Below are 15,078 nucleotides of genomic sequence, written 5' to 3'. Positions count from 1 at the left end.
TATAATATAGTATAGAAAAATAAATATAGGGGTTGAAATATATGTGTAAATTATTTGTAACAGATGCTGATGGTAGCCTTTTAGATAGCAATAATAAAATATCTGAAGCAAATATTAATGCTATAAACGAGTTAAGATCAAAGGGAATCATTTACACAATTGCCACAGGTAGGATGTTTTCATCAATATTACCATATGCTTTAGAGCTTAAAGTGAATGCACCTGTCATATGCTTCAATGGAGCACTTATAAAAGATGCCTACACTAAAAAAGTGTACTATTATAATCCAATACAGTCTGAGGATGCTGTTAAGGCCATCAATATATTAAGGGATAGTGGCTATCAGGTAAATCTCTATATTGATGACAGGTTAGTTGTAGAAGAGATTAACGAAAAAGTAGAATGGTACTTGTCTTTTAATAGGGTTGAAGTAGATGCTGTTGGTGATCTTGCTGAATACATCAGAAAAACGGGCAAAGGCACTGCAAAAATATATGCTATAGGCGACATAAAAAATCCTGCCCCTGTAGAACCTGAGGTTTATGATGAGTTGTCAAAAATAGTTTCAGTATCTACATTAGGAGGTGGCCACCTGGAAATAAATGCAAAAGGAGTTAGTAAAGGCAATGCATTAAAGACGCTGGCAAATATGTACAATATAAAGAGAGATCTTGTTGCAGCTGTTGGTGATAATCTAAATGATTTATCTATGATAGAATATGCTGGATTTGGCATTGCTATGGCTAATGCACCGGAACTTGTTAAAATAAAGGCAGATTTTGTTACTAAGTCAAATAATGATGATGGTGTTGCTGTTGCGATAAACAAAATTTTTGCAAGGCAACAAAGTTTGGCTGTGTAGAATATCAGAAAACCACCTTGTGCATATAATATATTAAGTTTTATAGTGCCGGAGGTGGTTTTTTGTGGAGCAGCTGATTGTAAAACTTAGCATTCTTGTAGTTTTGGTTGTAGGAATTATATACATGGCCATGTCGTTTATTCCTATACTTGTTTTAAAAGATTCTAAGAAAGATGAAGATGGAGATGAAGATAAATGATCTTCGTCTTTTTTTGTTGATTTATGAAAAACAATGTAAATTTTTTGCGAAAATCTATTGACAAATTTACATTTAAAAAGTAAAATATCCATAAGGTATGAGAAAACGATAACTTGAGGTGGTTAATAGTGAATGCTACAATTAAAGATGTAGCTAGAGAAGCAAAAGTTTCTATAGCTACAGTATCCAGAGTTTTAAATAATAGTGCTGTTGTTACTGATGAGACAAAACAGAGAGTATTGGATGCTATAAAAAAGACAGGCTATAAACCGAATGCTCTCGCTAGAAGTCTGAAGATACAGAAGACTCATACAATAGGGCTTATTGTGCCTGACATATCAAGTCCTTTTTATCCTGAAGTCGTACGTGGGATTGAGGACATTGCTAGTATGTATTCCTACAATATATTTTTATGCAATACAGACCAAAAAGAAGACAAAGAGATGAATTATATAGAGATTTTAAGCGAAAAACAGGTTGATGGTATCATATATATGGGGGATATTATTAGGGATTCAGTAAAGCAGCAGCTTCATGATGTAGGGATACCGATAGTTTTAGCTGGTACAGAGGATGCAGAATTTGAGTTTCCTAATGTCAATATAGACAATAAAAAAGCTTCGTACGATGCTGTAAAATATTTGATTTCTTTAGGACACAAAAAAATAGGTATGATATCAGGCCCTTCTGATGATCCTATTGGAGGTGTTCAGAGGACAAGTGGATACAAAGAAGCTCTATCTGAAGCAAAGATTAGATTTAAATCTTCTCTTGTAGTAGAGGGTAATTTCAAAGCAAGGCAAGCATACCTTGCGATGCTAAAACTTTTGGAGAACAATGTTGATGCAGTTTTTGCTGCTTCAGATGAAATGGCTGCTGCTGCAATAAATGCTATATTTGATTCAGGTTTTAGCGTGCCAGAAGATATTCATGTTATCGGCTTTGACAACACATATCTATCTTATATGTTTAGGCCTACGATAACTACTATTCAAAGGCCGGCATACGATATAGGTGCTGTCAGCATGAGGCTTATGACGAAACTTCTTGCAAAAGAGCCAATAGATGACATGCATGTTGTTTTGCCTCATCAGCTTATTGTTAGGGAATCTACAGGATATGGTGAAGAAAAAAAATAGCCACTTAGGCTATTTTTTTTCATAAACTATTTTCCCGCCAACGATGGTCTTTTTAATGTCTATATCGTCATCAAAAATTACTATATCCGCATCATATCCTTCTTTTATAAGACCTTTCCTGTCATGTACTCCTATGACTTTTGCACTGTTATATGATGCGAGTGCAACTGATTCGTAAAGTGACAAGTCGGTGTTTGCCAAAATATTTTTTACAGCTTTATCTAATGTAAGAGTGCTTCCTGCAAGAACACCGCTTTTTAATCTGGCAGCTCCGTCTTTCACATATACATCCTGACCACCTAATTGATATACTCCATCGCTTAGATTTGCAGCCATCATTGCATCAGTTATGAGATTTGTGTTTTCCTTGCCTTTTAGCTTTAAAACTGTCCTTATGGCTGGGGAGACAGAGTGTATGCCATCTGCGATTAATTCGGCGCTTATATCAAGATCGAAGATCGCTCCTAAAGTTCCTACTTCGCGATGATGGAAGCCTCTCATTGCGTTAAAGACGTGTGTCGCATGAGTTATGCCTGCTTTAAACCCGGCAGCTACTTCATCATAAGTGGAATCGGTATGTCCAACTGACACAATTATGCCTTTTTCTTTTAAAAATTTTATAAGATTTAGCGAACCTTCTATTTCTGGTGCGATTGTAACAAGTTTTACAATATCCAAGTAGTCCCCACAAAGTTCAAGGAAATTATCTATTGTAGGTTTAAGTATGAATTTTTCATCCTGTGCGCCTTTTTGCTTCGGGTTTATAAAAGGCCCTTCCATGTGGATGCCTAAAATTTCGGCACCTTCAACATGATTTTTATTTTCATATACATTTTTAATGGCATTTTTTATTTTGTTTTTATCTTCTGTCATTGTAGTAGGTAAAAATGACGTAGTACCGCGCTTTGCAATAGATTTTGAGATGGCATTTATTGCATCAAAAGTTCCATCCATCGTATCAAAGCCTGCAGATCCATGTATATGTATGTCTATGAATCCAGGTGATACGTAATTGCCATCGGCATCAATGACATTGTCGCCAGAAAGTCCTTTTCCTATTGCGGCAATTTTGTTATCTTCAATTAATAAGTCTTTGTCATCTACGATATTGTTGTCAAGTAGCAATCTTCCATTAATAATTAATATGCTCATATTATCACCTCAATTAAATTGTAGGCTTATTTAATCATAAAATCAATTAACTTTATACATATATACTATTTTTGCATAGAATATGATATACTAAAAAAAGGAGGTATTTAGCTATGGAAAACATTTTAATTATTGATGATGAAGAGATGCTTGTCAAAGGTTTGAGGTTGTCTCTTATTCAAGAAGGTTATTATGTTGATTATGCGTATGACGGAGAAGAAGGATTGGAAAAAATCAAAAGCGGTAATTTTGACTTAGTAATACTTGATTTAATGCTGCCTAAGATAGATGGTCTTACTCTTTGCAAGGAAGTAAGGTCATTTTCAAATATACCTATAATAATGCTTACTGCCAAAGGGGAAGATGTAGATAAAATTGTAGGAATAGAGATGGGGGCTGATGATTATCTGGCAAAACCGTTTAATACCAGAGAGCTTATAGCCAGAATCAGAGCTTTGTTTAGAAGGACAACATCACCTTTTGTTAAAAAACATGATGTCATAAAGATAGGTGATATAACCATAAATGTTCCTGATAAAATAGTGCAGAAAAATGGTAAAGATATCGATCTTACTAATAAAGAATTTGATTTACTGGTTTTGCTAGCTTCAAATCCCGGAAAGTTGTTTTCTAAAGACAAATTGATGGATCTTATATGGGGATTTGACTTTTATGGCGATACAAATACGGTAAATGTTCATATAAGGAAGCTTAGAGAGAAAATAGAGGATGATCCAGCAAATCCAAAACATATTTTTACAAAGTGGGGTTCAGGCTACTACATGAAATAAGGTGATAAATTGAGTATAAGATGGAAGATTTTTTCGGTTTATTTTGTTATTCTTATTGTTTCACTTGCATCGACAGGCATTTATCTTTTTAATAATATTTATGAAAGTTATCTTGCAAATGAAAGAGTCACTAATTTGACGCAGGCTAATATGATCGCTAATTTGGTTTCTAAATTTATAGGCGTTTCATCGTACTTGATTGAGCCGACTATTGTGGATTACTCCAACCAGATAAATTCAAGGATTCTTTTTACTGATGTCAATGGAAAAGTAATTGTTGATTCGGCTGGCAATGGAGGAATGGAAGGCAAAGATATAAATGGCTATAGTGACGTTAAATCAGCTCTTAAAGGCACCGGATCTACGAGTATTCATTATATTACAGGTTCTGGCTGGACCATGTATTCGGCAGTTCCTGTGACTATAAAAAACGAAATTGTAGGTAGTATTTTATTGTCTACTTCAATTGATGATGTCATGAACTTTTTGTACTCAATAAAGATGCAGATGATTTATACATTTACGGCTATAGGCTCTATTGTGAGTATACTAAGCCTGATTGTAGCTGCCTTTATTACAAAGCCTTTAAAAAGGCTTACAGATGCTACAAAAGTAATATCAGAAGGAAAATTTGATTACAAAGTAGAAGTGAACGGAAATGACGAGATTGGAAAGCTTGCGGATGCATTTAATGATATGAGCACAAAGCTTATGAAGATTGATGATGAAAGGAAGCGATTTGTATCAGATGCATCACATGAGTTAAAGACGCCACTTGCTGCTATAAAGGCTCTTGTTGAACCGCTTATATCCAGCGACAATGTGGATATATCTGTTTATAAAGAGTTTTTAAAAGATATAGATTCAGAAGTAGATAGAATGACGAGGCTTGTAAATGAATTGCTGGTATTAGCTAGAATTGATAAAATTCGTTCAATAGAGAACAAAACGGAAAATATTAGTGAGATAGCTTACAATGTCGTGGAAAACCTTGAAGCAATAGCAAAGCAAAAGGGTGTTTCTTTGATATTTGAAAGCGATAAAAATATTTTTGCTGACGTAGATGCAGATAGATTTTACAGAATGATATACAATGTAGTTGAAAATGGTATAAAATATACTCCAAGCGGTGGTACTGTGAAACTAAATCTTGACTCTGATGATAAAAATGTCTACATAACTATTTCCGATACAGGAATAGGCATAAGTCAGGAAACACTTCCTAAGGTGTTTGAGAGGTTTTCAAGAGGGGATACTGCAAGATCGCAAAAAACTGGTGGCTTTGGTCTTGGATTGGCTATTGTAAAAGAGATTGTAGACCTTCACAAAGGACATATTGATGTTAAAAGTACTGTTGGGGAAGGTACTGAATTTTACATAACAATACCTGTTAAAAATGTTTAAATGATGACATTGATTATTTATTAAAATTTAAGAAATTTTAAGATTCTGTTAATACAGTTGTAATAAAAATGCTGTATCATATAATTGAGGAGGGGATTAACGATGAAAAAGGCGTTTCTTATTATGATATTAGTCGTGGCAATTTCGTTAACAGGATGCTTTAACAAACCAAAAAATAAAACGGAACAAAATGCCCCCATAAGTCCGAAATCTACTGTGCAGGCTGTTAAAGAAGTTTCATTGTATTTTCTAAATAGCAAAATGTCGGGATTGAATATGGAAACAAGAAGCATATCGGAGAATGCCGATATTTTGAAACAAGTTATATCTGAATTGATGAAAGGACCTTCTGACCAGTATTCGAAGCCAATTATTCCGGATAATACTAAACTTTTGTCTGTTCAGTTGAAGGATACAACTGCTTATGTAAACTTTTCTAAAGATTATATGTCAGCAACAGATATAGATGGAAGTACAGCGAAATATATGGTGGCTGCACTTGTAAATACACTGACAGGGTTGCCAAATGTAAATAGTGTTCAAATATTAGTTGAAGGAAACAAAATAGATTCATTGTATGGGTATAAAATAGGATTAGATCCATTGACTAGAACTGTGCTAACAGGAGCAGTCTATATTGACAAGGAAAGAGTTAAAAAGCTTCAAGAGAATGCATCTCTTGGAAAGGAGTCATGGAGGCTGGATCCAATAAAAGTCATGCAAGAGGAAGGCGGAGTTGTTGGTTTCTCCCATGATGACGATTTTTCGTTGGATTCTAAAAAAGATGGCATAGCATTGATAAATGCTACACATGACAACAAATCGTATATGATAACACTTATCCAACCTGAAGGTGATAAGGATGGCAATATATGGGTAATAAGTAATGTCAAAGCTAAGTTTACAAAGATACCGGAAGCAGATCCGACAAAAGGAGAAACTTTTATCTATGGTATAGTTAAAGCTATAAATTACGATACTAGAGTCGTGACTATAGAAAGGGAATATCAAGATTCCAGGGATATAAATAATGAAGCAGGTCCGGATATTAAGGTATTACCGAATGCTATAATTCATCGCCAAGCGAAAGTTGGGTACGACAGTCAAGGAGGATACCAATATTCTGAAACAGATATGAGTTTTTCTGACATAAAAGTAGGCGATGAGCTTGGCATGATTTTGACAAAAAATAAAGAGGCAAGAGCTATTATTGATTCTGATAAAAGTAGTATTACTACTGCTGCTAGTCAAAATGCAAACATAATCGTCTTATCACCTATGAAAAATAATAGCGTATCAAGTCCTGTTAAAGTAGTAGGGAAGGCTAGAGTTTATGAAGCAGTTGTGAATATTAGGATCTTGGATTCGAATGGAAATATTTTATCCCAGACATCTGTCCAGGCAAGTGCAGGTGCACCATCGTGGGGAGATTTTGAGGCAGACATACAGTATAAGCCATTGTCGACACCACAGGATGGTACACTACAGGTATTTTCTTTGAGCCCAAAAGATGGCTCTGTCCAAGATCTAGTATCTATACCTTTATACCTTAAGTAAATAAATAGTTAAATTAACTCTGACTTATGTCAGAGTTATTTATTATAGAAGCTTTTAAATAAAAGGCTCTATGTATACTCATTGCGATAATTTCAGCCATTTCAAATACAAATCCAAGCCTTGTATTATGTACAGGGATAATATCAAAAGCGTCTATGATGCCTATTATAGATATATCACCGACGGCAGGAAGTACTTTCCCTACACCTTTTCCTGGATATATCGGTGATTTTTTTATTGATATTTTGCCTATATTATTTTTGTCTCCAAGACAAGCATCAACAGCTATTATATTGCTGTAAGGATGCTTTCTTTTTATGTATGCAATATTTTCTTCTAAATTTATGGCGTGTATAGGATTTTTTAATGTTCCATATACATTTATGCTATTTACCATTTTTGATAGCATATCTCCAACAATCGGACCTAAAGAATCACTTATGCACTTGTCTGTACCTATGCACAGTATCACAGAATCGAAATTTAAATATTCTGCTAGGTATGCAGAAATAAGCTTTATAGCATCTTTATCATCATATTTTACTCGCAATTCATCCATAAAATCTTCCTCCAAAATTTGTATTAAAAGCAATGAAGAAAGAAATAATAAAATTATTCGAAGGGAGTGATTGCGTGAAAAAAAACATTGCCTACAGTTTATTTATTTTCGCTGTTACGGCTGTCAGTATTATATTTATGCTTAAACTTTTTATAAAAGAACAGCCAATATTACATATAAAGGATACCTCTGCACAGGAAAATGCATATACTTTGCCTGTCGAAAAATATCAGCAAAACGACTTGCAGAAAACTGTGTTTAACAGTACGCCTTATGAATCACAGGAAAGTAATAATTCTGAAGTGAAAAATGTAAATGAGAACATTGATATTAAACAAGAAAATCCAAAAGAAAAAAATAATCAAGATAGTGACTTAAGGAATTTTAATGAAAAATCTCTCGATAAGCTTATTCAGCAAAGAGAGAGAAATTTTGAGAAGATTACAGAAAACAGTTCGGCAAGAGAAAATGACAAGAGTTTAAACATGAATAGGATTGTAGTTACACCTGAGAAAATTTTAAGCGTACAAAAAGAAATAGATTTTACCACAAAATCTAAGGCCATAGGCATATTGATGAAATTAGGGCCATCAGGTATTGGCGAGATTATGAAGATGTCTCAAGATGGGGTAACTGCCGAAGAAGGGTATAAAATGATGGATATCCTAAAAGAACACCTCTCAGAAGATGATATAAATTTTTTAAAAAGCATTGCAAATAAGTATTTTACAGACACAAAGTAAAAGATGCGCTTTAAAACGCATCTTCTACTTTGTGAGTAAGTTTTTATCTTGATAGTAAATATCTTTTCCATTGACCATTATTGAGATATACCTTGCATCAGTGTATATATCCATTTTTCCTCCACCATAATTTGTGCCATAATTCGATATATACCTTATGTTGTCATTTAATGTTGTGTAAAAAGGAGAACTACCGTTATATATTATCCACACATTTTTGCCTGTATTTTCTCTGAATTTTTGAAGGGTATCTTCAAACAACTGAGCTTCTCTCGTATCTTTAAATCCATCAGAGCCCCATACAGGTTTAGGCAAAACTATAAATAAATTATCGCCTTTTACGTTGTTTAGTACATTTAAAAACCAGCTCCACTGGTCTTTGTTTGATGAAAGCAAGCCGCCTTTTGTGTCATCTAGCGTTATAAATGTAGAATTTCGAAAATCGTATACTCCGTATGAATTACCTGCTTTTATGTATTGAATGTTTAACGATTTTAGAACTCTGTCATTTACATCACCTGTAAAAACTATAAGAGGATAATCTTTGTTGGCTGTATTTGCAGCTTTTAATGAAATTTGAAGTCTTAAAAGTGTGTCATAATCTGTATCGCCAAATACCATAAATTTAAATGAATTATTGGTATTGTTGACATCTATTTCTTTATTTTTGCTGTCAAGTGATACAAAATCTAATGGCTTTGGAAGTTGCGATGCGTCAAAATCTGACCCTTGTCCGACTTTTACAAGAAGATTTCCGACTTTGCCATTTATATTTGCTGATAATGCACCTGATACGTCTCCATTGGATGCTGTAAAGACACCATTACTTATAGTACCTACGTTGTTGTACACTGTCCAATTTATATCTCTGTCTTCTATTGGTGCCCTATATCCGTTTAAATCTTTACCTGTTACAGAAATAGATACTGTAGAACCTTTATTTATATTTAATGAATAAGGGTTAAATCTAATGTCTGCAAGTGTATCTAATGCTTTTATTTTTAATGTGCCTGTAACATTTCCCACTCTTGCAGTGATTACGCCATCACCAGCACTTTCTGCTAAAAATTCATTTCCGTCGAATTTTCCTGCAATGCCATTTATAGAAAATGATACGTTATTTTGATCTATCTTTACTGGCTGATAATTTTCATCGTAACCTTTTACTGTGATGGATCTGTGAGTACCTACAAAGACATTTGAGCTGTCAGCTTCTAATTTTAGTGCATAAAGGTTTCCTGCTGGGGCTGTGTTAAATACACCTACGCCATTTGCAACATTTCTTTCATAACCTGGTACGGTATTTTGAAGTTTTGCCTGGCTGTCACCTAATTCTCTAACTGCCATTTGAGTTGAGCCACCGCCATCTAAATTCATTGCATCATACGCACCAAGATTGATCATCAATTGAGCTAATTCTTTTTCTGTCATTCCTCTTGTGTTTGCATTGTCTACTGTTGCTATGATTACGTGCTTCTTGTCTTGTGTATAGCCTATAGCTGTTCTGGCGTATATGCCGTCTACGTTATCAGTAAACTGCTGTGGGATAGACCCGTTTGATACAAGAATAGTCCCACCGCTTACAGCCATTTTGAAATTGTCAAATGGAGGGTCTGTAGATATATTTTTGATTACAGTATCACCATATTTAAGATTTAATAAAGTTGAAGCGACATTGCCAGTAGCATCTATTGAATAGCCGCCATCAGGAATTAATGTGGGTCCCTCGCCTTGCCTTACATCTACGACTTTGTTATTGCTATCAATTATAACTTCAACAAGATCTTTGTAATTATCGCTGACACCGGGCGTATTTGAATTCCAATCTTTTGTAAAGATAACACATGATGTGCCATTATTTAATGAACCAATGTTATTTAATGCACTTATGGGTAGTTGACTTCCATCTGGAAGCGTTATATTTAATGAAGTACTTTTCCAATAGCTTATAGATGGAATGTTGTCTTTATCAATAGCAAATGTAGCGTAGTTTCCTTTGTAATAAGGAACAGTCAAAAGGTTTCCATTTTTAACTGATGCACCTATTATAAATCCCTGTTTGGTATCAAAAAAATCACCATTTACTGCTGCTATTGCACCATTTCCGTTTGCCATGTCTTCAACATTCATCCTGTCTTTAAAACCAGATGGATTGAAGATGGTTGATATGGATGTATTGCTGTCATTTAGGTCAATATATAAAACATTGACATTTATAAAACCATCTGTAGTGAAATATGTAATGTTTTTTTGTGTAACTCCTTTACTTAAGATTTGCTGGTTTTCATTTGTAGTGATTACAGAATACGCATCGGCAGAAATGCTCTGCATAATAACAGATGAAAATATGAGCAATGAGACTAAACTTAAACTTATCAGCTTTCGGTAGTTCAATGAAATCCCTCCTAAAAAATTTTCCATTTTTATATAATCATATTGTACATTCCATATATTACAGCTATGTTACAATTTGATAAATTAATAATAAAAACTGATATTATTATTGCCATTTTTGATTATAATAATGCTAGAGCAATAACGAGTATAATTGAAAAATATCAAAAAATAGCGAGTTATTTATCAAAAATCGCCCAAAATGGAGAATAATAAATCTTGTATAATTATTTGATTTCTACTATAATCAAATATGTCGCAAGACGCCGGGGTGTAGCGCAGTTGGTAGCGCACGTGCTTTGGGAGCATGGGGTCGGGGGTTCGAGTCCCTCCACCCCGACCATAACATGGTCGTATAGCTCAGCTGGGAGAGCACCTGCCTTACAAGCAGGGGGTCATAGGTTCGAGCCCTATTGCGACCACCATTTTTATTGATGAATATTTTTCAAATATTAAAATAAAATAGTCATGGAGGGATACCCAAGTGGCTAAAGGGGGCAGACTGTAAATCTGTTGGCTTGTGCCTTCGATGGTTCGAATCCATCTCCCTCCACCATATAAGTTAGGCTGTAAGGCCTTTTTTATTTTGTCATTTTTTCCTGCTTCATTAATTTTCAATTCTCAAATAAAATATTCTAAGAAGATATTTTTTTATCACAAGTGATAAATATTTTCAACAAACATATTGACATCAAAAATAAATGGTGTATAATAGTACTTGTGAAGGGAAAATAATTATTAATGGAAAGGTGATATTAATAATTTTCCCTGTATGTTTACGAAATTTTAGTAGTTAAATAATAACTTATGTGAAGAGGTGTGTTACATATGTCTTTGGTGGGGAAAAAAGCTCCTGATTTTAAATTAGACAGCACTAAAGGTCAAATATCTTTGAGTGATTATAAGGGAAAATGGGTTGTATTGTTCTTTTATCCACTCGACTTTTCGTCCGTATGTTCTACTGAGATACCAGAGTTTAATAGAAGGAAGCCTGAATTTGACAAACTTAATGCTGAGTTATTAGGCATCAATACAGATAGCGTTTATTCCCATAAGGCGTGGATAGAAAGCCTTGGGGGAGTCGATTTTCCGCTTTTATCTGATTACAACAAGGAAGTCACAAGGCAGTATGGAATACTTATTGAAGATGCTGGTATTGCTTTAAGAGCAGCATTTATCATTAACCCAGATGGCATTATTGATTATGAAGTTGTACATGAGCCAGTAATCGGCAGAAATGTCGATGAAATACTAAGAGTGCTTAACGCACTTCAAACAGGCCATGCTTGTCCTGTCGGCTGGAAACCGGGGGATAAAGTATTAGATTAAAAAAATTAAGGAGGAGATTTGAAATGAGAGAAATGACCAAAAAAAATCTAAGTGATGCTTACGCTGGTGAAAGCCAGGCACATATGAGGTACCAAATATTTGCCGATGTTGCAGAGAAGGAAGGCAAACCAAACATAGCGAAGCTTTTTAGAGCTATATCGTACGCAGAACTGGTTCACGCTACAAATCACTATAGGACATTAGGAGAGATTGGAGATACTGTAGCAAATCTTGACAAAGCTATAGCAGGTGAGACGTTTGAGGTAGAAGAGATGTATCCTGCATATAGAGCTGTTGCAGATTTACAAGAAGAGAAATCTGCAGACAGAAGTTTTCATGGAGCGCTGGAAGCTGAAAAATTACATGCAAAGATGTACACGGATGCAAAAGCTGCAGCATTGAAAAATGAAGACATAAAGATTTCTAAAGTTTATATTTGCCCAGTATGCGGCTATACTGCAATTGATACAGCACCAGAAAAATGCCCTGTATGTGGTGTATCAAGAGATAAGTTTGTTGAATTCTAAAAGGCAAAAATAACCCCTTCATTATTCGTATACAGTTAATTTATTAGTGCTTGGGAATACCCAAGCACTTTTGCGTGCAGATTAAATTTTTTTAAGTTGACTTCTCAAATATACTGTGTTATTATATTTTAAGTTAAATAACGAGAACTCTTATCAAGAGAGGTGGAGGGAGGAGCCCTATGAAGCCCGGCAACCTGTCTTTGTGACAAGGTGCTAATTCTCGCAGAAGGTTACTTCTGAAAGATGAGGGTGGTTGTGCCTCTTCTTTTGGAGAGGTTTTATTTTGTTTAAGTTTTTTTATGTGATTTAAAAAAGGAGGATACTAATGAAAAAGTATTTTACTTCAGAATCTGTAACTGAAGGACATCCAGATAAAATTTGTGACCAAATATCTGATGCAATAGTTGATGAAATACTTAAAAATGATCCATATGCAAGAATAGCTTGTGAGACTGCTGTAACAACGGGTATGGTTTTAGTTATGGGTGAAATCTCTACTAAATGCTATGTGGACATACCGAAAGTTGCAAGAAAAGTCATAGAAGAAATAGGATATACTCGTGCAAAATATGGTTTTGATGCAGATACATGCTCTGTTCTTACATCTATTGATGAACAGTCTCCAGATATAGCATTGGGAGTTGATAAGGCGCTGGAAGTTAAAAAAGGCATCTCCCACGATGAGCTGGAAGAACAAGGTGCTGGAGACCAAGGCATGATGTTTGGATACGCATGCACAGAGACTCCTGAGCTTATGCCGCTTCCTATATCATTAGCACATAGACTTGCCCGTAGACTGGCAGAGGTAAGGAAAAATGGCACATTAGGTTATCTAAGGCCTGATGGAAAGACACAGGTGACAATTGAGTACATTGACGATGTTCCGAAGAGAGTAGACTCAATTGTCGTATCTACACAGCACTCACCTGATGTTGACCATGATAAGATAGAAAATGACGTAAAAGAGTATGTAATAAAGCCAATTGTTCCGCCAGAGCTAATTGATGAGGATACGAAAATATATGTAAATCCGACAGGAAGATTTGTCGTTGGTGGACCACAAGGCGACAGTGGACTTACAGGTAGAAAGATAATAGTTGATACTTACGGCGGATATGCTAGGCATGGCGGTGGTGCGTTTTCTGGCAAAGATCCGTCAAAAGTTGATAGATCTGCTGCATATGCTGCAAGGTATGTTGCGAAAAATATCGTTGCTGCTGGTCTTGCTGACAGGTGCGAAGTTCAACTGGCGTATGCAATAGGTGTTGCTACACCGTTAGAAGTAAATATTGATACTTTTGGCACTGGAAAGATTCCTGATGATGAAATATCGGATATTGTAAAGAAAGTATTTGATTTAAGACCTGCTGCAATCATAAGAGATCTTGATCTCAGAAGGCCTATCTATAGACAAGTTGCTGCATACGGACATTTCGGAAGAACAGACCTTGACCTTACATGGGAGAGAACTGATAGAGTAGAAATACTAAAGAAACTTGCTTTTAATAAATAAATTTTAAGCCCGGAAAAATTCCGGGCTTGCGGCATTTTATATATCTATAGCCGCATTAATAATGTGTACGCTACGCTAATAATATTATAACACATAATTTTAAAAAATCTATTATATGGCAATTCCATTATTTTCATTATTTTTTTCAAAAGCCTTTGTATTTGTATTTTTCATGTTTCCCAATGCTGAAACTAACATTTGGTTGTATTTTACGCCACACTCTCTCAAATCTTGAATTGCTTCAAAAGCACTTTTAGCTTTTTTATACTGCCTATCGTTAGTCATTGCGTCAAAAGAATCACACACTGCTACAATCTGTGCGCCAAACGGAATGATTTTTAGTCCATAAGGATAACCTGTGCCGTCTAATCTCTCATGATGATACAAAACAGTAGGTATAAGATATGTAAGCGGAGTCAAAGCTTCTAACATATCTGCTCCATATTTGGGATGCAATTTCATGATGTCGTATTCTAAGTCTGTAAGCTTATCTGGTTTTGTTAAAATATTAATGGGAATCATCACTTTCCCTATGTCGTGAAGTAATGCACCTTTATATATCGTTATTTTTTCTTTCAAGTCCAATTGCATTGCATTTGCAATATTGTATGACAGCTTTGCAACCCTTATGCTATGTTTATACGTTTCGTAATTATAGTTTTTTAGCGACAGCAAAAGATGCGATATAAGTTTATCTTCATCATAATTCATATTCTTTTTCTCCTTTTTTCGACATTTTCTATTATATTATAACTTTTTGAAGCAGTCAATAATTTCATACATTGTAATAAAATTCAAAAAAAAAAAAAAAAAAAAAAAAAAAAAAAAAAAAAAAAAAAAAAAAAAAAGAAAATTATTATTTTTTTTTTGTAAAGGTTTTTTGAATTGGTAAAAATAATAAAATAAAA

The 15,078-nt window shown here is 34.6% G+C and carries 14 protein-coding genes, 3 tRNA genes and 1 riboswitch; of the genes, 13 read left to right on the top strand and 4 right to left on the bottom strand.

What is annotated here, in order from left to right:
* The first annotated feature begins 41 nt into the window (after positions 1–41).
* From J2Z80_RS03495 to J2Z80_RS03490, 3 genes are all read left to right on the top strand, one after another.
* Positions 42–863, top strand: a complete 822-nt coding sequence (locus J2Z80_RS03495; RefSeq protein ID WP_209453149.1) for an HAD family hydrolase — start codon at positions 42–44, stop codon at positions 861–863.
* A 64-nt stretch (positions 864–927) separates the two neighbouring features.
* Positions 928–1,062, top strand: coding sequence for a hypothetical protein (locus tag J2Z80_RS15140; RefSeq protein ID WP_280953167.1), 135 nt, complete (start codon positions 928–930; stop codon positions 1,060–1,062).
* Positions 1,063–1,190: 128 nt separating this feature from the next.
* Positions 1,191–2,201, top strand: coding sequence for a LacI family DNA-binding transcriptional regulator (locus J2Z80_RS03490; protein WP_209453148.1), 1,011 nt, complete (start codon positions 1,191–1,193; stop codon positions 2,199–2,201).
* A 9-nt stretch (positions 2,202–2,210) separates the two neighbouring features.
* Here J2Z80_RS03490 and nagA read toward each other — a convergent pair whose 3' ends face one another.
* Positions 2,211–3,353: an N-acetylglucosamine-6-phosphate deacetylase gene (nagA, locus tag J2Z80_RS03485; RefSeq protein WP_209453147.1), complete on the bottom strand. Its 1,143-nt coding sequence runs from the start codon at positions 3,351–3,353 to the stop codon at positions 2,211–2,213.
* A 113-nt stretch (positions 3,354–3,466) separates the two neighbouring features.
* Here nagA and J2Z80_RS03480 point away from each other — a divergent pair, with 113 nt between their 5' ends.
* The 3 genes from J2Z80_RS03480 (at position 3,467) to J2Z80_RS03470 (ending at position 7,105) form a co-directional block, all read left to right on the top strand.
* Positions 3,467–4,144 carry a response regulator transcription factor gene (locus J2Z80_RS03480; protein ID WP_209453146.1) on the top strand — a complete coding sequence of 226 codons (678 nt, stop codon included), beginning with the start codon at positions 3,467–3,469 and terminating at the stop codon, positions 4,142–4,144.
* A gap of 9 nt (positions 4,145–4,153) precedes the next feature.
* A complete protein-coding gene (locus tag J2Z80_RS03475; protein ID WP_209453145.1) occupies positions 4,154–5,548 on the top strand; it encodes a sensor histidine kinase in 1,395 nt (464 codons plus the stop codon).
* A gap of 102 nt (positions 5,549–5,650) precedes the next feature.
* Complete coding sequence (locus J2Z80_RS03470) at positions 5,651–7,105, top strand: Gmad2 immunoglobulin-like domain-containing protein (protein WP_209453144.1); 1,455 nt, start codon at positions 5,651–5,653, stop codon at positions 7,103–7,105.
* 13 nt (positions 7,106–7,118) lie between these two features.
* Here J2Z80_RS03470 and yyaC read toward each other — a convergent pair whose 3' ends face one another.
* Positions 7,119–7,664, bottom strand: a complete 546-nt coding sequence (gene yyaC, locus J2Z80_RS03465; RefSeq protein ID WP_209453143.1) for a spore protease YyaC — start codon at positions 7,662–7,664, stop codon at positions 7,119–7,121.
* A 74-nt stretch (positions 7,665–7,738) separates the two neighbouring features.
* Between yyaC and J2Z80_RS03460 the strand changes: the two genes are divergently transcribed.
* Complete coding sequence (locus tag J2Z80_RS03460; RefSeq protein ID WP_209453142.1) at positions 7,739–8,407, top strand: hypothetical protein; 669 nt, start codon at positions 7,739–7,741, stop codon at positions 8,405–8,407.
* Between the two features lie 24 nt (positions 8,408–8,431).
* Here J2Z80_RS03460 and J2Z80_RS03455 read toward each other — a convergent pair whose 3' ends face one another.
* Positions 8,432–10,801, bottom strand: a complete 2,370-nt coding sequence (locus J2Z80_RS03455) for a phosphodiester glycosidase family protein (RefSeq protein ID WP_209453141.1) — start codon at positions 10,799–10,801, stop codon at positions 8,432–8,434.
* 267 nt (positions 10,802–11,068) lie between these two features.
* Between J2Z80_RS03455 and J2Z80_RS03450 the strand changes: the two genes are divergently transcribed.
* The 6 genes from J2Z80_RS03450 to metK all read left to right on the top strand — a co-directional run bounded on the left by J2Z80_RS03450 (position 11,069) and on the right by metK (position 14,170).
* A tRNA-Pro gene (locus J2Z80_RS03450) sits at positions 11,069–11,144 on the top strand.
* 6 nt (positions 11,145–11,150) lie between these two features.
* Positions 11,151–11,226: transfer RNA gene (locus tag J2Z80_RS03445), tRNA-Val, on the top strand.
* A gap of 45 nt (positions 11,227–11,271) precedes the next feature.
* A tRNA-Tyr gene (locus J2Z80_RS03440) sits at positions 11,272–11,357 on the top strand.
* 272 nt (positions 11,358–11,629) lie between these two features.
* The gene (locus tag J2Z80_RS03435; RefSeq protein WP_209453140.1) at positions 11,630–12,130 is read left to right on the top strand and encodes a peroxiredoxin; all 501 of its coding nucleotides are present in this window, start codon (positions 11,630–11,632) and stop codon (positions 12,128–12,130) included.
* A 23-nt stretch (positions 12,131–12,153) separates the two neighbouring features.
* Positions 12,154–12,657, top strand: coding sequence for a rubrerythrin family protein (locus J2Z80_RS03430; protein WP_209453139.1), 504 nt, complete (start codon positions 12,154–12,156; stop codon positions 12,655–12,657).
* 147 nt (positions 12,658–12,804) lie between these two features.
* A riboswitch (SAM riboswitch) is annotated at positions 12,805–12,907 on the top strand.
* A gap of 75 nt (positions 12,908–12,982) precedes the next feature.
* On the top strand, positions 12,983–14,170 hold the full coding sequence (gene metK, locus J2Z80_RS03425) for a methionine adenosyltransferase (RefSeq protein WP_209453138.1): 1,188 nt from the start codon (positions 12,983–12,985) through the stop codon (positions 14,168–14,170).
* Positions 14,171–14,281: 111 nt separating this feature from the next.
* On the opposite strand, the gene J2Z80_RS03420 is transcribed toward metK, so the two are convergent.
* A complete protein-coding gene (locus tag J2Z80_RS03420) occupies positions 14,282–14,881 on the bottom strand; it encodes an HD-GYP domain-containing protein (protein ID WP_209453137.1) in 600 nt (199 codons plus the stop codon).
* Positions 14,882–15,078: the final 197 nt, after the last annotated feature.

Origin of the sequence: Thermoanaerobacterium butyriciformans (assembly GCF_017874545.1) — a bacterium.
In the GTDB taxonomy this organism is placed as follows: Bacteria; Bacillota; Thermoanaerobacteria; order Thermoanaerobacterales; family Thermoanaerobacteraceae; genus Thermoanaerobacterium; species Thermoanaerobacterium butyriciformans.
This window is presented reverse-complemented; position numbering and strand designations above follow the sequence as displayed.